Origin of the sequence: Pontibacter akesuensis, from assembly GCF_001611675.1 — a bacterium.
In the GTDB taxonomy this organism is placed as follows: Bacteria; Bacteroidota; Bacteroidia; order Cytophagales; family Hymenobacteraceae; genus Pontibacter; species Pontibacter akesuensis.
This window is the reverse complement of sequence record NZ_CP014766.1, coordinates 705,710-726,361: the sequence shown is the minus strand read 5'-3', so window position 1 is coordinate 726,361 and position 20,652 is coordinate 705,710. Positions and strand designations below refer to the sequence as shown.

The 20,652-nt window shown below is 51.8% G+C and carries 19 protein-coding genes; 9 read left to right on the top strand and 10 right to left on the bottom strand.

Going from position 1 to position 20,652, the window contains the following annotated elements; all coding sequences use genetic code 11:
* Nucleotides 1–4: 4 nt before the first annotated feature.
* Nucleotides 5–1,108 carry an Mrp/NBP35 family ATP-binding protein gene (locus A0W33_RS02995; RefSeq protein ID WP_068836794.1) on the bottom strand — a complete coding sequence of 368 codons (1,104 nt, stop codon included), beginning with the start codon at nucleotides 1,106–1,108 and terminating at the stop codon, nucleotides 5–7.
* A gap of 147 nt (nucleotides 1,109–1,255) precedes the next feature.
* Here A0W33_RS02995 and A0W33_RS02990 point away from each other — a divergent pair, with 147 nt between their 5' ends.
* Together A0W33_RS02990 and dnaG are read left to right on the top strand one after the other, a co-directional pair.
* Nucleotides 1,256–1,783, top strand: a complete 528-nt coding sequence (locus A0W33_RS02990; protein WP_068836793.1) for an O-acetyl-ADP-ribose deacetylase — start codon at nucleotides 1,256–1,258, stop codon at nucleotides 1,781–1,783.
* A gap of 225 nt (nucleotides 1,784–2,008) precedes the next feature.
* Nucleotides 2,009–3,925: a DNA primase gene (dnaG, locus tag A0W33_RS02985; protein ID WP_068836792.1), complete on the top strand. Its 1,917-nt coding sequence runs from the start codon at nucleotides 2,009–2,011 to the stop codon at nucleotides 3,923–3,925.
* 1 nt (nucleotide 3,926) lies between these two features.
* On the opposite strand, the gene A0W33_RS02980 is transcribed toward dnaG, so the two are convergent.
* The gene (locus A0W33_RS02980; RefSeq protein ID WP_068836791.1) at nucleotides 3,927–4,862 is read right to left on the bottom strand and encodes a glycosyltransferase family 2 protein; all 936 of its coding nucleotides are present in this window, start codon (nucleotides 4,860–4,862) and stop codon (nucleotides 3,927–3,929) included.
* Nucleotides 4,863–5,058: 196 nt separating this feature from the next.
* Here A0W33_RS02980 and A0W33_RS02975 point away from each other — a divergent pair, with 196 nt between their 5' ends.
* The 5 genes from A0W33_RS02975 to A0W33_RS02955 all read left to right on the top strand — a co-directional run bounded on the left by A0W33_RS02975 (nucleotide 5,059) and on the right by A0W33_RS02955 (nucleotide 9,890).
* On the top strand, nucleotides 5,059–6,306 hold the full coding sequence (locus A0W33_RS02975) for a bifunctional 3,4-dihydroxy-2-butanone-4-phosphate synthase/GTP cyclohydrolase II (RefSeq protein ID WP_068836790.1): 1,248 nt from the start codon (nucleotides 5,059–5,061) through the stop codon (nucleotides 6,304–6,306).
* Nucleotides 6,307–6,517: 211 nt separating this feature from the next.
* Nucleotides 6,518–7,234 carry a hypothetical protein gene (locus tag A0W33_RS02970; protein WP_068836789.1) on the top strand — a complete coding sequence of 239 codons (717 nt, stop codon included), beginning with the start codon at nucleotides 6,518–6,520 and terminating at the stop codon, nucleotides 7,232–7,234.
* Between the two features lie 79 nt (nucleotides 7,235–7,313).
* Nucleotides 7,314–8,501 carry a M50 family metallopeptidase gene (locus tag A0W33_RS02965; RefSeq protein ID WP_068836788.1) on the top strand — a complete coding sequence of 396 codons (1,188 nt, stop codon included), beginning with the start codon at nucleotides 7,314–7,316 and terminating at the stop codon, nucleotides 8,499–8,501.
* A 153-nt stretch (nucleotides 8,502–8,654) separates the two neighbouring features.
* Entirely contained in the window at nucleotides 8,655–9,296 is a 642-nt protein-coding gene (locus tag A0W33_RS02960) for an HAD family hydrolase (protein ID WP_068836787.1), read from the top strand.
* A gap of 6 nt (nucleotides 9,297–9,302) precedes the next feature.
* Entirely contained in the window at nucleotides 9,303–9,890 is a 588-nt protein-coding gene (locus A0W33_RS02955) for a DUF3267 domain-containing protein (protein ID WP_068836786.1), read from the top strand.
* Between the two features lie 59 nt (nucleotides 9,891–9,949).
* On the opposite strand, the gene A0W33_RS02950 is transcribed toward A0W33_RS02955, so the two are convergent.
* The gene (locus tag A0W33_RS02950) at nucleotides 9,950–10,576 is read right to left on the bottom strand and encodes an SDR family oxidoreductase (protein ID WP_068836785.1); all 627 of its coding nucleotides are present in this window, start codon (nucleotides 10,574–10,576) and stop codon (nucleotides 9,950–9,952) included.
* Between the two features lie 142 nt (nucleotides 10,577–10,718).
* Complete coding sequence (locus A0W33_RS02945; protein WP_068836784.1) at nucleotides 10,719–11,234, bottom strand: cupin domain-containing protein; 516 nt, start codon at nucleotides 11,232–11,234, stop codon at nucleotides 10,719–10,721.
* A gap of 225 nt (nucleotides 11,235–11,459) precedes the next feature.
* Between A0W33_RS02945 and A0W33_RS02940 the strand changes: the two genes are divergently transcribed.
* Nucleotides 11,460–12,773, top strand: a complete 1,314-nt coding sequence (locus A0W33_RS02940) for a hypothetical protein (protein WP_068836783.1) — start codon at nucleotides 11,460–11,462, stop codon at nucleotides 12,771–12,773.
* Nucleotides 12,774–12,860: 87 nt separating this feature from the next.
* Here A0W33_RS02940 and A0W33_RS02935 read toward each other — a convergent pair whose 3' ends face one another.
* The 3 genes from A0W33_RS02935 to A0W33_RS02925 all read right to left on the bottom strand — a co-directional run bounded on the left by A0W33_RS02935 (nucleotide 12,861) and on the right by A0W33_RS02925 (nucleotide 16,369).
* Nucleotides 12,861–14,618 (bottom strand): M14 family metallopeptidase, encoded by a 1,758-nt coding sequence (locus A0W33_RS02935; RefSeq protein ID WP_068836782.1) that lies wholly within the window; start codon nucleotides 14,616–14,618, stop codon nucleotides 12,861–12,863.
* Between the two features lie 628 nt (nucleotides 14,619–15,246).
* Nucleotides 15,247–15,699, bottom strand: a complete 453-nt coding sequence (locus A0W33_RS02930) for a DoxX family protein (RefSeq protein WP_068836781.1) — start codon at nucleotides 15,697–15,699, stop codon at nucleotides 15,247–15,249.
* A gap of 40 nt (nucleotides 15,700–15,739) precedes the next feature.
* Nucleotides 15,740–16,369, bottom strand: a complete 630-nt coding sequence (locus tag A0W33_RS02925; RefSeq protein ID WP_229801982.1) for a mechanosensitive ion channel protein MscS — start codon at nucleotides 16,367–16,369, stop codon at nucleotides 15,740–15,742.
* 111 nt (nucleotides 16,370–16,480) lie between these two features.
* On the opposite strand from A0W33_RS02925, the gene surE reads away from it, so the two are divergent.
* Nucleotides 16,481–17,257 (top strand): 5'/3'-nucleotidase SurE, encoded by a 777-nt coding sequence (gene surE, locus A0W33_RS02920; protein ID WP_068836780.1) that lies wholly within the window; start codon nucleotides 16,481–16,483, stop codon nucleotides 17,255–17,257.
* Nucleotides 17,258–17,461: 204 nt separating this feature from the next.
* Here the strand turns inward: surE and A0W33_RS02915 are convergent, their stop codons facing one another.
* The 3 genes from A0W33_RS02915 to A0W33_RS21045 form a co-directional block, all read right to left on the bottom strand.
* The gene (locus A0W33_RS02915) at nucleotides 17,462–17,767 is read right to left on the bottom strand and encodes a GIY-YIG nuclease family protein (protein ID WP_068836779.1); all 306 of its coding nucleotides are present in this window, start codon (nucleotides 17,765–17,767) and stop codon (nucleotides 17,462–17,464) included.
* A 219-nt stretch (nucleotides 17,768–17,986) separates the two neighbouring features.
* Nucleotides 17,987–19,246, bottom strand: a complete 1,260-nt coding sequence (locus A0W33_RS02910) for a TonB family protein (protein ID WP_068836778.1) — start codon at nucleotides 19,244–19,246, stop codon at nucleotides 17,987–17,989.
* Between the two features lie 64 nt (nucleotides 19,247–19,310).
* Nucleotides 19,311–20,579, bottom strand: a complete 1,269-nt coding sequence (locus A0W33_RS21045; protein ID WP_068836777.1) for a TonB family protein — start codon at nucleotides 20,577–20,579, stop codon at nucleotides 19,311–19,313.
* Between the last annotated feature and the right edge of the window lie 73 nt (nucleotides 20,580–20,652).

The following is a 20,652-nucleotide window of genomic DNA, read 5'->3' as shown; positions in this document are numbered from 1 at the left end:
TTCTTTAACTTTTGATTTCTACTGGTTTTGTCTTGCCCCAAGTGGCATTGCGAAGCGATACTTGCTGTGCAACAGACTGGGCCAACTCTTTGAAAACACCACTTGCAGGAGAATCGTTCTGCAATACTTCCGGTGTACCGGAATCACCGTTTTCGCGGATGCTCTGCACAAGCGGTACCTGGCCTAATAATGCCACCTCATACTTCTCTGCCAGCGCCTTTCCGCCACCTTCCCCGAAAATGTAATATTTGTTTTCAGGTAACTCGGCAGGTGTAAAGTAAGCCATATTTTCTACAACACCCAAAACAGGCACGTTAATCTGTGGCTGGCGGAACATCTGCAAGCCCCGTACGGCATCGGCCAAAGCCACTTTCTGCGGCGTTGTCACGATCACGGCTCCAGTTACGGGCAGCGCCTGCACCATGGTCAGGTGAATGTCTGATGTTCCCGGCGGCAGGTCGAGCAGCAGGTAGTCCAGTTCGCCCCATTCCACATCTGAAATAAACTGACGCAGCGCTGAACTGGCCATCGGTCCTCTCCACACCACGGCGCCGTCGGCCGGTGTCAGGAAGCCAATAGACATCATTTTGACGCCATACCTTTCTACCGGCATGATGTAGTTTTTGCCATGGTCGCCCTGCACCATACTTGGGCGCTCCTGCTCCACCCCAAACATGGTCGGGATAGAAGGGCCGGAGATATCGGCATCAATTAAACCAACCCTTGCCCCGCTTTGCGCCAGCGCAATAGCCAGGTTCGTTGTCACCGTGGACTTACCCACGCCACCTTTGCCTGAGGCAATGGCGATAATGTTCTTCACGCCACGAAGCACTTCCGAGGTGTCGCCACGGCCGGAGGTAACGCGCGACGTCATGTTCACGGTTACGTCTGCCTCTTTATCAACCATGGTATGGATGGCGGTAATGCAGGCGTTGCGGATCAGGTCTTTCAGGGGGCAGGCCGGGGTGGTAAGTATAACCGTAAAGCTTACGTCCTTGCCGTTTACCTGCACGTCCTCAATCATGTTCAGGGTTACCAGGTCTTTTCCAAGATCCGGCTCCTCCACATAGCTGAGGGCTTTTAATATATCTTCTTTTGTGATTGCCATAGTGTGTTAGCTCGCGAATTGCCCTGCAAAGATACAAACAAATTGTTCGGCATAAAACGATGCAGCGCTATCCTTTCAACAAGCGGCGCCACATAATAGTTTGTCCCTTTTTATACTTTGTGCGTACCTAAATTCAAAAGGAGCAACATGGCAGAAACGACAGTCAAGGTTCAACAAGGCGATATCACTAAAGTGCAGACAGATGCCGTGGTAAACGCTGCTAACTCCAGTTTACTTGGAGGAGGAGGCGTGGACGGCGCCATTCACCGTGCCGGAGGACCAGCCATTCTGGAGGAGTGCAGGCAGATCAGGGCGCGGCAGGGCGGTTGCCCCACCGGAGAAGCGGTGATCACAACCGCCGGGAACCTGCCGGCCAAGTATGTCATTCACACCGTCGGGCCAGTATGGAGCGGCGGCAGCAAAGGCGAGCCGGAACTGCTGGCCAACTGTTACCGCAACAGCCTTCAGTTGGCGGAAGAAAACGGTGTGGCAAGTATAGCCTTTCCGAATATCAGCACGGGCGTGTACGGCTACCCCAAAGACAAAGCCGCAAAAGTGGCTGTGGCAGCCGTACAATCATACTTGACGGAACAGAATATAGGTATAAAAGAGGTGGTGTTTGTTTGCTTTGATGCGGAGAACCGGAGGCTTTATGAGGAAATTCTGAATGAGTGAATATTCTAATTTTGAATGAGTGAATTTTGAATGACGGAATATGTTTCCTGTCATCTTGGAAAAATCTTGGTGGCAAAGCGCCAAAGCAGCAGGAACTCTTCAACATGATCCTTGTAGGATGACAGGGTGGGAGAAAATCCAAGTATAAAATTTACTCATCCACTCATTCGCTCATTCAAAATTCAGTGGAACCCTTATCTTTGTCATCCGCTTATACTTTTGCTTATGTCCCTTATCCCAAAAGAAACAGTTGACCAGGTGCTTGCCCAAGCCGATATTACGGAGGTGGTAGGGGACTTTGTGTCGCTGAAGAAGAAGGGGCAGAACATGTGGGCCTGCTGCCCGTTTCACCACGAAAAATCCCCGTCCTTTTCTGTTTCGCCGGCTAAGGGCATCTACAAGTGCTTCGGCTGCGGTAAGGCGGGCAACTCGGTGCAGTTCATCATGGATGTGGAGGGCACCAGCTTTCCCGAAGCTATCAAGTTCCTGGCCAAGAAGTACAACATTGAGGTGCCGGAGGAGACGCAGGATCCTGAGTATGCCCGGGAGCAGAGCGAGCGCGACAGCCTTTTCATCGTCTCTGATTTCGCCGCGAAGCATTTTCAGCTGCGGCTTACGGACCAAGAGCAGGGCAGCATTGGGCAATCGTACCTCAAGCAGCGTGGCCTTAGCAGCAGCACCATCCGCAAGTATGAATTGGGCTATAGCCTGGATGAATGGACGGATTTGACCGACAGCGCGCTGAAGGCAGGCTACCAGCAAAAGTACCTGGAGGCTACCGGCCTGACCATTGCCAGGGAAGATGGCAAGAAGTATGACCGCTTCCGCGGCCGCGTTATGTTCCCGATCCATAACGGTTCGGGGCGCGTGGTAGGTTTTGGTGCCCGTACGCTTAAATCAAACGACAAGAAAAGCCCTAAATACCTAAACTCTCCGGAGTCGGATATTTACCACAAGAGCAATGTGCTGTACGGCTTGTTCCAGGCGAAGCAGGCCATCCGGATGCAGGACATGTGCTACATGGTAGAAGGCTACCTTGATGTGCTCTCACTGCACCAGGGCGGAATCGAAAATGTGGTGGCTTCTTCCGGTACTTCGCTCACCGAAGGGCAGATAAAGCTGATTGCGCGTTACACGGAGAACATCACCGTGCTGTACGATGGCGACGCGGCGGGTATAAAAGCCTCTTTGCGTGGAATTGACCTGATTTTGGAGCTTGGCCTGAACGTGAACGTGGTGACGTTTCCGGAAGGCGAGGACCCGGACTCTTACATCCATAAAGTAGGAGACGCGGCCTTTAAAAGTTACCTGAAGGAGCACGCACAGGATTTTATCTCTTTTAAAACCAGCCTTTATGCCGAAGAAGCCGCCGGTAACCCGGTAAAGAAAGCGGAGGCGATAAAAGAAGTGGTGGCCTCTATCGGGAAGATTCCGGATGCCATCAAGCGATCCGTGTTTTTCCGCAGCTGCAGCATCATCTTCGACATCGACGAACAGGTGCTCATATCTGAGTACAACAAATCGCAGTTGCAGGGCAGGCAGCAGCGGTCTGGAGGCCCGGATGAATCAGCCTTTGCGCCACCCTCAGCACCTGAGCCAGAGCCGGAAAAGCCTGCTACAGACCAGGAGGTCCTGCAGCGCTACGAGCGGGAGATTGTGCGGATGATTCTGCATTACCCGGATTCAGTACTGGAAGAGGGCTTAACCACGAGCAGTTACATGCTGGAGCAGTTGGATGATATCGAGTTCGTGACGCCGCTCTACATTCAGATTATCGAGATAGTAAGAGCAAAGCTTAACAACAATGAGCTACCGACGGCAGATGATTTCATCAACTATCCAAAAGAGGAAATCCGGTCCGAGGCCATTTCCCTGCTCTCGGAGCCTTACGAGCTGAGCCACAACTGGGAAACCCACCACATTTTTGTTCCAAAGGAAAGCGACCTGCTAGCCTATGGCGCGGAAAGAGCCGTGCTGCGGTTAAAATGGCGAAATGCTGAAATACTCCTCAAAGCACAGCGCGAGAAGCTGCGATTGGTTACGGACCCAACCGAGGTAGACAGGGTGCTGAACTTAATCATCTCCCTGAATACTTTTTACAGCCAGTTGGGCAATATGCTGGGAATTGTGGTGAACAGGTAAGCTATGCCTTCTTCAAGAGCCGCAACACCTTCCGCTTAACTCTGCTTAACGCCAACGCTGCTTTTATTTTGCGCTTTATACTTCCTGTAGGGTTCAAAAGTGTAGCCTCATACAAGTGCTTTAAGAATTTGCGCCCTAGCGGTTGCTCAGAATAAAGGATGCCCTCGGCCTGTAGCAGGTGTATCTCTGCCTTTAAACGCTGTAGTTCTTTTGAGGGAATTTGCTTGATGCCGCTAACTTTTCGTCTAGCTACGGCATTTTCAATGGCTAACAGCCTGAAGTCCCGTGATCTAACATATGCACCAAATCCCTGAGAAATGCCTCTGGGCCAAATACGATAATAGTATAGGGGTTCGTCGAGGTAGACAATGTCACCCACTTCTTCGAGTTTATAGAAAAGGTCCTTGTCTTCAGCAAGCCTGAAAAAAGAATCGAACCCGGCCGTTTTGCTGTAAGCGGCACTTTTGAAAGACACAAAAGCAGAAACCTTGTCTTCGAGCACGTCAGAATAAGTGATAGAACCAGCGTTCTCCCTGATGCGCCGGGGTATCAGCTGTACATCGCAGTGGTAGTAGTTCGTGTAAACAAGGCTTGCCTCCGGGTGCCTTGCATGCGCCTGCATTACTTTTGCGACTGCCTCTGGATGTATGGCGTCGTCGGGGTCACAGATAGCAATCACCTCTCCTGTACTGTTGGCAGCAGCCGTCCACTTGGCATGACCTACCCCCATGTTCTCGCTAAGGTAAACTACTTTATACCTCTCCTTGTATCGCGATGCCGCTACAAATGCATCAATGGCTTCTTTGGAGTTGTCGGTAGAAGCATCATCCACAATTATAACCTCCCAATCCGGGTACGTCTGCGCCTCAATTGTTTTCAGGGCGACAAGTATAACATCAGCATGATTGTAGTTGGCAACAATTACAGAGCACATCATAAACAGCAGGTGTAGTGTTGCAATATACAAAAAGGAACAGCAGGTGGATAAGGCTGAACCGCTTCAACTAATCTGCCCCTAAAACTGTTATGTAAATAAAAAAGGCATTGCGCTGTAAACTTTGTAATTTTGCGGCGCTTTACAGAAGATAAACAGCCTGCCGCTGCATGTGCAGTAAGGGCACAACGTAGAAAGTATGGAAACCAATATAACGGGTGACATCAGGCCACTGGATAGCATAGCGTCGGCTATCGAAGACATTCGCCAAGGCAAGGTAGTGATTGTGGTGGACGATGACGACCGCGAAAACGAAGGTGACTTTGTTTGCGCTGCCGAGAAAATCACACCCGAAATAGTGAATTTTATGGCTACGCATGGCCGTGGCCTTATATGCACGCCTTTAACTGAAGAGCGCTGTGATGAACTGGGGCTGGAACTGATGGTGGGCCGCAACACGGCGCTGCACGCTACACCATTCACTGTATCCGTCGACCTGATTGGCTTTGGCTGTACCACCGGTATTTCCGCCTCCGACAGAGCCAAAACCATCCAGGCCCTTGTTGACCCAAACACAGACCCGCACTCGCTGGGAAAACCAGGGCATATTTTCCCGCTGAAGGCTAAGAAAGAAGGCGTGCTGCGCCGGGCCGGGCACACGGAGGCATCTGTTGACCTGGCAAGACTGGCTGGGTTAGCGCCCGCTGGTGTGCTGGTGGAGATTATGAACGAGGATGGCAGCATGGCACGCCTGCCGGACCTGGTAAAAGTGGCCGATCGTTTCAACCTGAAGCTGATCTCTATCAAGGATCTGATCGCGTACCGCCTGCAGCAGGAAAGCCTGATAGACCGCGACATTGTGGTGCAGCTCCCTACTGATTTCGGCAATTTCGACCTGTATGCCTTTACGCAGCGCAGCAACGGTGTGAAGCACCTTGCCCTGGTAAAGGGAACCTGGGAGGAAGATGAGCCTGTGCTGGTGCGCGTGCACTCCTCCTGCGTGACGGGTGATATATTTGGCTCCTGCCGTTGTGATTGCGGCCCACAGTTGCATGAGGCCATGCGCATGGTGGAGCAGGAAGGCAAGGGCGTGGTGGTATACATGAACCAGGAAGGCCGTGGCATTGGGCTGCTCAACAAACTGAAGGCCTACAAACTGCAGGAGCAGGGGCTGGATACGGTGGAGGCAAACCTGGAGCTTGGCTTTGGCATGGATGAGCGCGACTACGGCGTGGGGGCGCAGATCCTGCGTGACTTGGGCGTAACTAAAATGCGTTTGATCTCCAATAACCCGCGTAAACGCACGGGCCTCATGGGCTATGGCCTGCAGGTAGTGGAGCGCGTGGCAATTGAGATGAAGCCAAACGAGCACAACCAAAGGTACCTGACCACCAAGCGCGACAAGTTGGGGCATGAGATTCTAAAAAGCGCGACAATAAACAAATAACAGCGGTTTTATACTTTACAAACCTGCATGGGGAGGCAAATAAGCCTGCCTGTGCAGGTTTTTTTGTCTTCAGGCGAAATGACTTAGGAGGGAAGACAACTTTTTCTTCTGGAAAGGCATACAAAATATATAACCTGCTGTTATACAAGTGTAACTGGTGCCGGTTCACCAGCTGCGAACCTTTTTTTGTACTGCTTTACTATAGAAGACTATGAAAATTAATGCTGTCAAACTTTACCTGCTTTCCCTCTCGCTGTTTAGCTTCGCCCTCTATCCGTTACGTGCACAGGCTCAGTTCAGGCCCGCCATTGATGTGCAGGAGTGGCCGGCAGGCAAAATTGTATTAACCACTGGCGACACCATTTACGGCTCCATTTCCTTTCACCGGGTGCAGGAGATCATCAATGTGCAGAGCGAGGAAGGCAACCTGCACTCGTTCTCCCCGGTTAACGTGCAATATTTTATAGCACAGGAGCAGCCCAGTGGACGGGCGTATACTTTCCGGTCGCTTATGTGGGACCAGGGCCGTGACTACACCAACTTCAAGAAACCCACCTTCTTTGAGCAGCTTAACCAGGGGCCCATCACCCTGATAACGCGGGAGAGTTACGTGCACGAAAGAAACATGCGCGACGCTTCTTATATGGCACAGGGCTACTACGAACCAAGCTATTATGCGCAGAACCCGCTTTGGCTGAACCAGATTGAGGAACTATACTATGTGCTGCTGCCGAACGACGAGATTGTGACCCTGCGAAACGTGCGCAAGGATTTGCACAGGCTCTTTGGCAGGCAGTCGAAGGCTGTGAAAGAGTATGTGAAGGAACACCGGCTGAGCTATGAAAAGCCCCACCAGGTTGTGGCCATTGTGAATTACTATAACTCTCTGGTCGCGGCGGCGCAGGCCAAGGGCGCAGACAATCCTTAGAAACAACGGCAGCGGTCAGAGCTTTTCTTCCCAGGCGCAATTTCCTATATTGGGATTTGTTCCACATACCTTCTGAAAAATGAGCTTTCCTGTACCTGCTGTTAAAAGTTCTAAGTGGCTTGTTTTCCTGCTGTTGCTGCTTTCAGGTATGGCCGCAGGCTTTTTCTGTGGTGCTTTTATTGCCGATTTCTTCGCCTCGGATGAAAAGAGCCTGCCGCTGCCTTACAAGCTATGCATTGTGCTCTGGCTACCCATTGCCTTCATACTTCCCGTGGCCCTGCACGAGTTAGGGCACGTGGCCGCGGGGTTGCTTCTGGGCTTCAGGTTTCGGTCCTACACCGTTATGATTTTCCATTTTTACAAAGAGGATGAGCGCCTGAAGTTTAAATTGATTGCCAACAACGCCAAAAGCTTCCTGGGACTGGCGCTGTGCCTGCCTCCAAGCGGGCTGAACAGAAATGAGCTTACCCGCAGGTTTGCCTGGTATGCCTTTGGAGGTCCTGCTGCCAACTTTATACTTGGTGGCACGCTGCTCGTGCCCTACTTCCTGTCTTGGTCTGAGATAGGCAAGGCAACGCCCGTAACGTACACTTTGGCGACATTCGCGCTGCTGTGCGGGGTTATCTCGCTACTGCTTTTCCTGATAAACATCATACCAAACAAATCTGGCGGGTTCTATACCGACGGAGCGCGGATTCTTAACGTATTGCGTGGCGGTGATCAGGCTTTTCTCGATTCAGCTATCTTGTCGGTGATGGCTGCATCAATGGGGGGAGCGCCTCCCGAGGAACTGGACGAAGCCTTGCTGGAAGAGGCGGCAGCCCTGCCGGTAGAGAGCATCTTCATAAACTACTGCCATGCGTACCTTTACAATCTAAACCTGCAGCGTAACCAGCTAGCTAAGGCCAGGCACCACCTGCGGGTATACGCGGCGGCTGTCGCGCAATTGCCGGCCATGGCTCAGGGGAGCGTTTGGCTGGAACTGGCATTTTTCGAGGCGATGAACGGCGATCTGGAACTGGCAAAAGAACACTATGCAAAGGCGGTCCCTTCGCCATTCCTCACCAGGGATATGTTTTTGCGTGCTGAGGCGGCCATCGCGTTAAAAGAGGCTACCTTTGCACAGGCACAGAGTCTGGCTTTGGAAGCACAGGCAAACCTGAAACACAACCCTGACAAAGGTGCTGCGAAGGCGTATCACCGTTGGCTCAACCAGATTGTTCAGGAAGCAGAACTGGGTGTGAAAAACACTTATCAGGCTGTTTAGGAAAACCTTTATTTCCGCCTACTGTATGGGTTTGGTAAAAGCCGTTTTATACCTGAGGCTGGTTTTCCTAACTTTAGCACAGCAGCTTCCTGCACAGGCTTCTCCTTTTTCCACCTGCCTACGGTTCCATACTTCGGCAGAATACATTTATACATGATGCAACAAACGAACTTCGACAGTATAATCTTTGACCTGGACGGCACGCTCTGGGACTCCACCCAAACCATTGCCGATGCCTGGAATGCGGCCGCAACCCAGTTTGACTTTGTGGAAAAAAGGGTAACCCAGGAGGAAATCCGCAAAACGGCCGGCATGCCCTATGACGCGATCTACGACAAGCTTTTCCCGAACCTGAACAATGCGCAGCGGGAGCAACTCCGGACGCAAAGCGGCAAACTGGAACTGGAGTACCTGCAAAAGCAGGGCGGGCAGCTCTATCCGCAACTGGAGGAGACGCTGCAGCAACTACAACCGAAGTATAAACTCTTTATTGTGAGCAATTGCCAGAGCGGCTACATCGAAACTTTCCTGCAGTTTAACAACCTGAAATCATACTTCACCGATATCGCGTGCTTTGGCGATAAGCGGTTGCCGAAAGGAGAGAATATCAAAGCTATTGTGCAGCGCAATAACCTGCAGCGCCCCGTGTACATCGGCGATACCCAGGGCGACTACGAGGCCAGCGTGCAGGCCGGGGTGCCGTTTATACTTGCAGGGTACGGTTTTGGTGCCGTGCAGGCCGAGGTGCAGGAAATCAATAGCCTTTCCCAACTGCAGGAACTGGTGAAAAAATAAGGGCTGATGCAGGAGGAGCAGTACGAGAAAGTGGAGCTGGCTGTAAGCGCTGGGGAAGCCAACGCGCGGGCGCTTGCCTTTGTGCTGCCTATCCTGGTTCTGTACATCACGCCGTATGTGCTGCTGTGGCCGGAGCAATTCAGCCTGTACGCGCTGGAGCAATTCTTTAGAGACAACGGCTTGCGTTCATTACTTTTTCCGCTGGTGTTGGTGCTGGTTTTTGTAGTGGGGGCGGTGGTGCACGAACTGCTGCACGGCCTTACGTGGGCAAGCTTCTGCAAACGCGGCTTTAAGTCGATCGCGTATGGCGTGCATTGGCGGCACCTGGCGCCTTATTGCCACTGCAAAGAGGTATTGCCACTGCGGCCGTATGTGCTGGGCGGCCTTATGCCGGGACTGGTGATGGGGCTGTTGCCAGCGCTGGCAGGCCTGCTTATAGGGCACCTCATGCTGTTCCTGTTCGGTTTATTCTTTAGCCTGGCTGCCTCCGGCGATTTGCTGGTGCTCTGGATGCTGCGCCACGCAAAAGCAACCGACCAGGTGCAGGACCATCCGGAGAAGATTGGCTGCTATATTTACCGCAAACAAGTATAAGCCAGCGCAGCCGGCATGTCTGGCATACCGGCTGCGCTGGCTTAATGCACAGGTGAAATTTATACTTGCTGAAGCGCTTGCTGTATCGGCACGTTTCCTGACAGTAGTTCGAATGTCTTGTTCTTCACGTTCTCTACCTCCAGCGCCTTTATCAGTACATGAGCCACATCGGCGCGTGGTATGGAGCCTTCGCCGTGACTGTCGAAATTTGTTGCCGTTCTAACCTGTCCAGTGGGCGCTCCGTTCCCGAGGCTGCCGGGGCGCACAATAGTATAGGTCAGGCCGCTATCCACCAGGTGCTGGTCTGCCTTAGATTTGGCGATCAGATAACCCTTCAACTCACCTTTGGGATTGTCAGCGCCAAATGCGCTTAGCATCACGAAGTGCGAGATTCCTTCGGCCTTTGCGGCGTCTACCAGTTTTTCGGCGCCTTTCTGATCCACGCCCACTACGTTTTTCCCTTTTGAGCCGGCGGCAAATATAACGGCATCCATTCCTTTCACCGAATCTGACACATCGCCCTCCAGGTCTGCCACCACCACATGGTCTGCGCCAAGTTGCTTCATTTCATCCGCCTGCTCCTCTTTTCGTATCATAGCGAACGATTCGTGCTGGTCTGTTCTGGATAATATCTCGACTATTTGTTTTCCGGTGGTGCCATGAGCACCTGCTATCAATATCTTCATCGTTTGCCTTTTAGCTTGTTTGAGTTAATCTATGTTGATTACCTGTATTTGATCAGGAGGGAGGAGCTTTAGCTGTTGCCTCTCATGGTACTAACCCTGCCATACGGCTTATGTTCAGGAGGCACCAGTTATGGCAGCCAGTTTAGAAGGGGCGCCAGTGCTCCAGCAGCGGTCCGTTAGCACCTGCAACAGGATCGGTTTCTGGTAAGGGCACTTTGCGAATATTCTTTTTCTTTTCCTTGGGGTCATCTTCCTCAGTGCAGATGTCGTAGCTCGCCTGGCCTTCAGGGTAAGCGCCAACTACTTTAAAATCGGCCGAGGACGACTCGAGGCAGTGTCCTGTACCCGCCGGTAGTACCAGCATGTCGCCGGCTCTCACTTCTATTTCCTGCGCATCAGGCCCACCAAGTATAAGCAAGGCCGATCCTGCCGCCACGCCCAAAGCTTCGTGTGAAGTGCTGTGGTAATGGTGATAGTCAAAAACACTGTCTGCCCAGGTGCCGCGCCAGTTGTGCTGCTCAAATGCCTCCTTAAACTGGCTTACCAGGTCTTCCTTCGCCTCAAACACCTGCTGGTACACCAGCAAGGGCAGTTGCTGGTTGTTCGGGATTTTGCCATTTGGCTTTAGTAAGTAAGGGGTGATGTGCTGTGTTTTCATAGGTTTGGTCCTTGTAAGCTGATTACCCTATTGTACCCAAGCGCAGGGACCAAAGTTTTGAATGATTTGGTACTTGTGTATCACCAGGGAAATAAACCGCCAGGTATGGGACGCCTGCGCAAAAGGCACCGGCAGCAGTTCTCACCTTTGCTGCAAGCCCTTTGCTATTTATACTTGTCCCAAAGCTGTATCTTGTTGCTTTCATTCCATCAACAATAGAACCCTATGAGAAAAGCACTTTTACTGCTGCTGGCCGTTTCCGTCTGGGCCTGTACATCAACCAAAGAGCCAGAGCAGGCTGCCTTGCCAATGAATGAACTGGCGGAGCGCTATGTGAAAACGATCCTGCAGATGGGGCAGTACGACAGCGATGTGGTGGATGCCTATTACGGTCCGGAAGAGTGGAAGCCCACGGGTGCACCAGCAGACTCGCTGCCAGCCAAACAACTGCTGGCGGAACTGCACCTGATTCAGGAGAACCTGCGGGCGCAGCCTATAGAAACGCTCTCTGAACCGGAGAAGCAGCGGCTGACAATGTTTCAGAAGCAGGTGCTGGCCGCTATCACCAAAGTAGAGATGATGCAGGGCAAGAAGTATGCCTTCGATGAGGAAGCGAATCTCCTTTATGATGCCGTGCCGCCTCATTACGAGCAGGCCTACTTCGACTCGCTGCTGGCGGCCATCGACCAGGAACTACCAGGCACAGGAAGCATCTCTGATCGTTGGAGTGCTTACCAGGCTAAATTCGAGATTCCAAAAGCAAAGCTGGACACGGTTTTTCAGGCAGCCATTACCGAAGCCAGGAACAGAACCAAGGCGCACTACGAGCTGCCTGCCAATGAGAGCTTCAAGGTGGAGTTCGTGACGGACAAGCCGTGGTCGGGTTACAACTATTTCCAAGGCAATGGCTATAGCCTGATCCAGATTAATACAGACTTTCCGATTTATATTGAACGAGCCATCGATCTGGCCGGCCACGAGGGTTACCCGGGCCACCACGTCTTCAACACCCTGCTGGAGCAGCACCTGGTAAATGAAAAAGGCTGGAAAGAATATTCTGTTTACCCGCTTTTTTGCCCGCAGTCGCTGATTGCGGAGGGAAGCGCCAACTACGGCGTGGAAGTGGCTTTCCCGGCCAAAGAGCGCCTGGCGTTCGAAAAGCAGGTGCTCTTTCCGCTCGCCAGCCTGAACCCGGCAGAGGCGGAACGGTACTACAAGATCCTGGGCAAGATCAACAAGCTCAACTTTGCCGGCAACGAGGCCGCGCGTTTATACCTGGACGGAAAGATCAGCCGCGAAGAAGCCGCAGACTGGCTTGTGAAGTATAACTTCTATGAAAAAGACAAGGCCCTGCAGCGCACCCGCTTTATGGACCGTTACCGCAGCTACGTGATCAACTACAACCTGGGGCAGCAGCTGGTGCGGGAGTATGTGGAAGCCCAAGGCGGCACGGCAGACAACCCGGAGAAGCGCTGGGAAGTGTTCGGCGAGCTGCTCTCCAACCCCTACACCGCCTCTATGCTGCAGAAAAAGGAGTAAGGGTTAAAGTTAATTCCGACTGAAGCGCTACGTATACATCAGCCTTGATAGAAAAGAAAAAGCCACCCCATTGGGTGGCTTTTATACTTATAGCGGAAGCTTGACGTCCTGCATCAGCCGGCCTACGGGATACATGGTGTGTGTGTACTCGTAGTGCGGCGTGTTACGGTACACAAAGTCAAGCTGGGCACGGGCATTTTTAGCAAAGTCAGGGTCCTGCTTTTTTCGCTCCTCCAAGCGCTTGCGCAGCTCGGGGTCCTTCTTCAGGTACTCGGCAGCCAGGTCTTCAAACACGTAGCTCGAGAAATACTCTTTCTGCATAAGTATGCTGTCGAAGAAGTTCCAGTTGAAATAAGAGTCCACCGCCTGCGGCTCCAGCACCTCCACCAGGAAGCGGTTAGCCGGCTGGTTCAGGTACACTACGTAATCACCTTTAAAGAACTGGCGCGGTATGCGTTTCGTTTCCACCTTCACATCCGAGTGCAGGTAGTGCCCCTCATAAGGGCGCTGGCCGGTTTTGTAGTCTGCAATGTAATAGGTGTCCAGGGTGATGGTGGTGTCTTTTTTCAGCTGCTGCATTTGCACCTTGTCGGTCTTCAGGCGGTCGATTACCTCGCGCCAGGCTTGCGGAATGATGTAGGCCACAGGCTTCTGCACCGTCACGGTTGGGCTGAACTCATCGTAGTAGTTGATCATCTTTTTATACGGCGACTTGCGGTCGTAGTACAGGCGCTCCTGGCCGCTCACCTCGCTTGTTTTATACTTGGCTTTGTACCCCAGAAAAGGAATCTGCCTTACTTTGGTGGTGTCCAGCTTCCAGTCGAGCGGGAATTTCTGCTGCGCCAGCGTCTCCTGCTTTGCTTTGGCACGCAGCGTGCCTATTTCCTTTGCATCGCGGTTCACTGTCTCAATCATGTTCTCCATCAGCTTGTAAGTTGCTTTTACGCGCTGGTCGAAAGGCTTGAGCATGTGCGTTTCGGGCACAAAACCGATGGTGTTGTAAAGCGCGGTGTAGCCCGTGGCATATCTTGGCGATTCCATAAAGCCAATAATGCCCTCGTCCGGTGTGTCGCCGGCGTGGTTCATGTAAGGCACCATCGGGAACTTGTCTCTTTGCATGCCCTCATACAGCGCAGGCACCATTTTGCCGTTCAGGTACTTGGCAAGTGTTGGGTTCAGTTTGTTGTGCTGTGTAGCGATGAGCGTCATCACGTGCTGGTAATCGGCCCCGTTTGACGTATGATTGTCCATAAACACATCCGGGTCCCACTCCCTGAAGATGGCATGAAAGGTTTGCGCGTTGCGCGAATCGGTTTTGATAAAGTCGCGGTTCAGGTCGAGGTTGCGGGCGTTGCCGCGGAAGCCGTAGCTCTCGGGGCCGTTCTGGTTCGTGCGGGTATGGCTGTTGCGGTTCAGGGCGCCGCCGATGTTGTACATCGGAATGATGAGCAGCACGGTGTTATCCAACTGCCTGCGCAGCTTTTTGTCCTGCAGGTAATCGCGGGCCAGCATCATGGTGGCATCCACCCCCTCGGGCTCACCCGGGTGAATGCCGTTCTGAATAAGCAGGATACGCTTGTCTTTCTGGTGCAGGGAGGAGGGGTCAAAGTCCTTATCGGTAGACACTACCACCAGGTGCAGCGGCCTGCCCACGTCTGTCGTTCCGTAGGGCATCATCTTCACTTCCTCGTATGCCTCGTCGAGCTTCTGGTACCACTGGATGGCTTCGTCGTAGGTGGCGGTCTGGTTGCCGTTGCCTTTCTCGTAGGGTGTTTTCAGGTCTGGTTTTCCCTGGTCAGGGCCGCCTATACTTAGGAGGGCGGCAAGTAGGAGGGTGGTTAGCATAGTTGAATTACAGTTTCAATGAGACTGTAATAATAGCGATTTTAGCGTGGAATTCCTGCTGTGGGAGAGGTGCTTTGGCTGCAGCAGGGCTTTACATGGTTTCTGCAGCAGAGGCAGAGGAGTGATTAAACCACCCCTAGCCCCTCCTTGTCTAAGGAGGGGAATCTGTAACTGCTATTGCTGAAGTATAAGGGCTGTACTTCAATAATTTAACACAGCCCACCCATCACCGCATAGAGTACAAGAATATTCAGCAGGAGTTAACACCCCTGTGAGCTGCGCTCGCAAGCTACGAACTCTCGTTCTTGCTTGTCCTCACGGGGACAACTCTGCCTTTTTTACGCAGTTATACTTGTTGCATAGCATAGGCTGTGGCTGGCTGAACTGATACCAGTCCTTGGATTGAGCGCCTATGGGGTTTTTCGGTCCCGCGGGATGCGGGATTGCAAAGCGAAGCGAGCAAAGAAAAGGTCCCAGTGCGATACCTGAGGACGGGGCCTCGCTTATATAGGGCCCCTACCCCAGCCTTGAGCGCTCCAAAGGCAGAGGTGAAACGGTAGGTATTTGAGAGCTGGAGGATCAGCGGCAGCTAGAAAGGATGGCTTGGATGAAGTTGCGAAAGCATTGGCTACTTATAATAACCCGCCTTGCTTCGTTTCTTATCCGTTGGAAATATGGAATTGTCGAGGCTATACTTGCCGGGGCCGATAAACAGGAGCGAGAAGAAAAGTATGGCCGCCTCCAGTGCGTGCGAGAAGCCGCCGAAGCCATCGCCGGCAGCGGCGTGCTTGGCGGTAGCCACCAGCATCGTGATCACAAGCAACATACAGGCAGGGCGAAACAGGAAACCAAGCAGAATACAAAAGCCACCTACCACTTCGGCAAAACCGGCCATAAAGCCCCAGAAAACAGGCGCAAAGTCAATACCTAGTACCTGAGTACTCTGCCCGATCATCTCCCAGCGCTCAGGTCCGGCTGCCAGTTTAGGCCAGCCATGTAGTATAAACATGATGCCAATGCCCACCCGGAGCAGCAGCAAACCAATATGTCTCCATTTGTAACCTGCGCGAAGTATAGCCATAAGGACAAGTATACGAAGAAGCTACAAGTATCGCAACAGGCTAATATACGAGCACCTTTTTCACAACCGTATTCGCGGGCAAAGTAGTAGCGCTGATGTTGTTCAGTTGCTGGTCAGCCAGCTGGCCGTGATCCATGATAAAGCTCATACCCGCCTCAGGAGCAACAGCCACTACATTGCCTTCCTCAAAAGAAACAGAACTGATCTTGTAAGCATTTTGCAGCTCACCATACTTGGATCCGACACCCAGGCCTTTCGCCGTTTTATAGTTCTGGCTAAGTACGCTGATGCGCCACACCTGGCACTCCTGCTGGCAACGCTGCTCCACCAGCAAGCCTTTGTCGCTGCCCTCCGGGCGAAGGATGTAGGCAGTACTTTGCTGCCCTTCTTGTGTAAGAGTGGTGTCGGTGATGGCCATGCCGGCTGGTACATTATTGCGCAGCTCGGTTACAAGCATTCCTATTTTCACGGTACCCACTTGCTTGCCTTTTATTTTGAAATTGGCGGGTGCCGGTATGGCGGCGCTTGCATTGCTGTTGTTACCGGGAGTAGCTTTTTCTGTCGGTTCAGTCACCCCAGAGGCGGTGGTGGCTTCGTCCTGCTGCGAGAGGCAGGCAGCCATACTTACCCCCAGCAGGATGGCGTAAAATATATTGCGTATGATGTTCATAGTTTTAGAATGCTTGTTAATCTAAACCTTGTAGTGCAGGTTCGGGTTGTAGTATATTAGCACGAAAAACAAATTCGTTTATTTTGTCTTACATCAACTTTAAATAACAAAATGGCCAGACCACTTATTCTTGTTTCCAACGACGACGGCATTACAGCCCCGGGCATTCGCACACTTGTAAAGGTAGCCATGAAGGTAGGCGAGGTAGTAGTGGTGGCGCCCAACAGCCCACAGTCCGGAATGGGACATGCCATTACCATCGGCAACACTTTGCGTTTAGATAGATCGATTGCCCTGGAGGATTTAGGCGTAGAAGCCTACGAGTGCTCCGGCACCCCAGCCGACTGCGTGAAACTGGCCAAGCACCACGTCCTGCGCGACCGCCAGGCTGACCTTGTGGTAAGCGGCATAAACCACGGCTCTAACTCCAGCATCAGCGTGTTATATTCAGGCACCATGTCGGCGGCCATTGAGGCGGCCATTGAGGGCTTGCCCGCCATCGGCTTCTCGCTCTGCGACTACGGCCATGAAGCTGATTTTTCGCACACAGAGGAGTTTGTGGAGAAAATCATCCGCCAGGCCATCGCGCACCGCATACCAGACAACACCGCACTGAATGTAAACTTCCCGAAGAAGAGCAGCGAACCGATCAAAGGCATCAAGATTTGCCGGCAGGCACATGCCAAATGGCAGGAGGAGTTTGACGAGCGCCTGGACCCGCACAACCGCAAGTATTACTGGATGACGGGCAGCTTCGTGAACAATGACAAAGGGGAGGACACCGACGAGTGGGCGCTGGTGAATAATTACATTTCCATTGTTCCCTGCCAGTTTGATATGACGGCGTTCCATGCCATCGGGCAGATAAACGAGGAGTGGAGTTTTTAAAATATATTTTGAAAACAGAGCGCCCTGCAGTTAGTTGTACTGCAGGGCGCTCTGTTTTTGGCTGTTCGTTCTTGTTTGATCTACAAAAGGTGTCATTTCGGACACTCTTGAGGCGAGAGCCGAAGAAGAGGCAGCGTAGGTATAGAGATGACATTAGCATTTCAGATAGATCTCTCACTGCGTTCGAGATGACAGATAATGCAGTCACTCATCCTGTACTTTCAGGTTCAGGAACTGCCAGAAGGGGTTCATACTATAGATTAATGCTTCTTTTTTACTTCTGCTCCATTTCTTAATTTCCTTCTCGCGTTCTACGGCATGATTGATTTGAGAGTGGCGCTCATAGTACACAAGGTTGTAGCAGTAATATTTGCCAGCAAAAGAGGAAGGATTACCACAGTTCTTAAAATGTTCATCTAAGCGGCGGATTATATCATTAGTGACGCCAACATACAAGGTGGTTTTGCGTGGGTTGGTGGTGATGTAAGTAAAGTAGTTGTGAGAAGCCATGTAAACAGCTTAAGGAACAGGTAAACTATTACTGTATAGGAATTTTAAAAATCCACCATGCTATTGTCATCTCGAACGCAGAGAGAGATCTATCCGGAATTCTAGATAGATTTCTCTCTGCGTTCGAAATGACATATAGTTATCAAAGTGTAAATGAAGAGTGATCAGCATGCCACTATGGTAACTTATGCATTCCTGATATTTACAACTCTCTTTCGCTTACCTCGTCACCACCACATCGGCAGTTTCTGTTTTCTTAGATGCAGCCTTGTTATTTGCCTTAGTTGAGGAGAACGCGATGGTGATTTCCTCCAGTGCCGTAACCGGCTTTGCGTTCTTTGTGGCTGGTGCCCAGTTACCCTCAGCTAATTTAAATACCCTTTTTATCTCGTCGGCCACTGCTGGTTGTATTTCCTGTACATCCGTCATCGGACCGATGGCCTTGCCATCCTGAGTCACGATAAAGGCGACGCGTACGGTACCTTCGAAATCAGTGTCAGGGTAGCGGAGGTGCTGTGCCAGGAACTTGCGCAGCGGCTCGTTTTTCAATGCCGGAGCAGCATCCACTTCATCTGCCGCATACGTGCTTTTGCTGTCGTAGGCATTCGGCTGGTAAGAAAGAAGCATTATCTGGGACAGTTGGTCTGCATTAGGCCCGCCTGAAATAAGTATAGGCAGCGTTACTTCGGCAGCAACGGGTTTGCCGTTCCGTAAGCCTGGGTTCCACATGCCGCTGGTTTGCTTTATAGCCTTGGCTGCTGCCTCACCAAGTTGTGCCAGTACAGCCTTATCCTTTAATTTGAAGCTTGAAGCATCGTTATAATCCAGCTTACTGCCGTTGGCTACCACCTGCTTTAGCTTGGTGTCGGCAATGGCAACGTTGGCAATGCTACCGTCCTGCTCCACGGTAAACTTAACCTGCAGACGCGCCGCAACACCTTCTTTTTTTGCTCCTTCAGGCAACGTCAGGTGTTGGTAAATGGTGCGGATCATTGCTTCCTGTCCGCCTTTGAACGCAGGCATACGGCTCAGAACCGCCTGATCTCCGTTTTCATTTAAACTAAACCTGATGGGAAGAAGCGTTTTTACCCGCACCGGCTTGCCTCGGTGCCTGCCGGTTGTCCATTTTCCTGCTGTTAACGCGGCAACCCGTAAGGCCTCAGCATCGGTGCTTTTTGATAGGCTTTTTTCTGTGCTGAGGTTAGAGACAGAGCCGTCGGTCTCCACAACAAAGGACACCACCACTAAACCTGCTTCACCTAATCCTTTGGCCTCTTCGGGGTACTGCAATTGGCTGTAGATAAAATTCATCTTCGCTGCTTCACCACCATCAAAGGCAGGCATCTGCTCCACGTATGAAAGCACGTTTTCGTCTGCCGTAGGGGCGGCAGTTTGTGCCCGTGCATTTGGGGAAAGGAGGGCAGTTGAACCAAGCAGGGTTATGCCTGCCAGGAGAGACAAATGGCGTTTCGTTTTCATAGGAACAGTGGGTATGGTGGTTAAAGTACTTAAGATAGTAAAATTTATATAAATGATACTCTCTTTACTTGAATTTCGTCACCACCACATCTGCCGGTAATCTCTCTTTTTTTGGTTCCTTCTTTACACTGCTTTCATTTACAAACCGTACTACCAGCATATTTACCGTTTTTACGGCCTTGCCGTCTTTGTAGCCCGGCTGCCACTTGCCCTTGCTTAGCTCCACCACGCGCAGCACCTCCTCTTTAAGGGCAGTTCCCATACTTGTGCCGATGGAGGCTTTGCCAATCGTTCCGTCTTCAAAAACGAGAAAGGAAGCTGTCACGTCGCCTTCCGCTTCCGTATCGGGGTAGCGAAGGTTCTTCGCATAGAATTTCTTAGCTGCCATTTCGCCCTCTTTAAAAGTTGGTTTCTTGTCTAGCTTGAAGAGCGGCACAAGGTCATTCATGCCAACAAGGTTCGCTTTAACGTCCTGCACAGGTGCTGCCTTGGTTTCAGGGAGTGCACTACCCCGCTCCACCTCTGAGCCCAGAAACTGCACCGGCAAGTATACTTCGGCTGCAACGGGCTGGCCGTTTTTGGTGGCTGGCTGCCATTGGCCCGATGTTTTTTGCACGGCGGCGGCGGCCACCTCTGCCAGGCGGGCAAGTATGGTTTTGTTCTGGAGGTTGAAGGAGGAGGCATCCATGTAATCCAACTTATCGTCCGGGCCAATGGTTTTCTTCAACTTGGTGTCAGCCAGTTTGATGTTGGATACGCTTCCGTTTGGCTCCACCGTAAACTTTACCACCACCCGCGCGTTCAGGTGTTCTTTTTTAGCCTCTTCGGGCAACACCATATTTTGGCCGATGGCTTTGAAAAGCGCCTCCTGGCCACCTTTGTACTCTGGTTTTTGGTCTGGCGTGGTTGTTTTCTGCTCATCTCGCACTGCAAAGCGTACAGGCAACGTGTAGCGCACCGGCACAGCTTTTCCGTTCTGCCTGCCTGGTGTCCATTTGCCATCCGTCATCTTTACCACACGCACGGCCTCGGCATTCGTGCTCTCGATCAGCGATTTAACTACTGCTACATTTGAGACTGAGCCGTCAGCGCCCACCACAAAGCTTAGCACCACCAGGCCTTCCACTCCCGCCTGCTGCGCATCTTTTGGGTACTGAATATTTTGTCCCAGGAACTTCAGCATCTCGCCTTCACCGCCTTTGAACACGGGCATCTGCTCTACATAGGTATAAGGTTTTTGCGTGGACTGTGCCAAGGCAACTGGTGCGGTGGCGAAGGTTGCCATACTTAGCAGCAGGGCGGCGGTCAGGTTTTTTGTTCTGTTTTTCATCATCTTGTTGTTTGTTTTTATACTTGGAGAAAGGCAATAGGTATCCTGTATCAGCCGAAACAGGCTGAAAAATTAA

Coding starts and splice junctions, on each gene's coding strand:
- A0W33_RS02935 (WP_068836782.1), bottom strand. CDS start 14,618: ATGCTAACCACCCTCCTACTTGCCGCCCTCCTAAGTATAGGCGGCCCT.
- A0W33_RS02930 (WP_068836781.1), bottom strand. CDS start 15,699: ATGGCTATACTTCGCGCAGGTTACAAATGGAGACATATTGGTTTGCTG.
- A0W33_RS02910 (WP_068836778.1), bottom strand. CDS start 19,246: ATGAAAACGAAACGCCATTTGTCTCTCCTGGCAGGCATAACCCTGCTT.
- A0W33_RS02945 (WP_068836784.1), bottom strand. CDS start 11,234: ATGAAAACACAGCACATCACCCCTTACTTACTAAAGCCAAATGGCAAA.
- A0W33_RS02950 (WP_068836785.1), bottom strand. CDS start 10,576: ATGAAGATATTGATAGCAGGTGCTCATGGCACCACCGGAAAACAAATA.
- dnaG (WP_068836792.1), top strand. CDS start 2,009: ATGTCCCTTATCCCAAAAGAAACAGTTGACCAGGTGCTTGCCCAAGCC.
- A0W33_RS02925 (WP_229801982.1), bottom strand. CDS start 16,369: ATGAACATCATACGCAATATATTTTACGCCATCCTGCTGGGGGTAAGT.
- A0W33_RS02960 (WP_068836787.1), top strand. CDS start 8,655: ATGATGCAACAAACGAACTTCGACAGTATAATCTTTGACCTGGACGGC.
- A0W33_RS02915 (WP_068836779.1), bottom strand. CDS start 17,767: ATGGCTTCTCACAACTACTTTACTTACATCACCACCAACCCACGCAAA.
- A0W33_RS02940 (WP_068836783.1), top strand. CDS start 11,460: ATGAGAAAAGCACTTTTACTGCTGCTGGCCGTTTCCGTCTGGGCCTGT.
- A0W33_RS02990 (WP_068836793.1), top strand. CDS start 1,256: ATGGCAGAAACGACAGTCAAGGTTCAACAAGGCGATATCACTAAAGTG.
- A0W33_RS02975 (WP_068836790.1), top strand. CDS start 5,059: ATGGAAACCAATATAACGGGTGACATCAGGCCACTGGATAGCATAGCG.
- surE (WP_068836780.1), top strand. CDS start 16,481: ATGGCCAGACCACTTATTCTTGTTTCCAACGACGACGGCATTACAGCC.
- A0W33_RS02980 (WP_068836791.1), bottom strand. CDS start 4,862: ATGATGTGCTCTGTAATTGTTGCCAACTACAATCATGCTGATGTTATA.
- A0W33_RS02970 (WP_068836789.1), top strand. CDS start 6,518: ATGAAAATTAATGCTGTCAAACTTTACCTGCTTTCCCTCTCGCTGTTT.
- A0W33_RS02955 (WP_068836786.1), top strand. CDS start 9,303: ATGCAGGAGGAGCAGTACGAGAAAGTGGAGCTGGCTGTAAGCGCTGGG.
- A0W33_RS02995 (WP_068836794.1), bottom strand. CDS start 1,108: ATGGCAATCACAAAAGAAGATATATTAAAAGCCCTCAGCTATGTGGAG.
- A0W33_RS02965 (WP_068836788.1), top strand. CDS start 7,314: ATGAGCTTTCCTGTACCTGCTGTTAAAAGTTCTAAGTGGCTTGTTTTC.
- A0W33_RS21045 (WP_068836777.1), bottom strand. CDS start 20,579: ATGATGAAAAACAGAACAAAAAACCTGACCGCCGCCCTGCTGCTAAGT.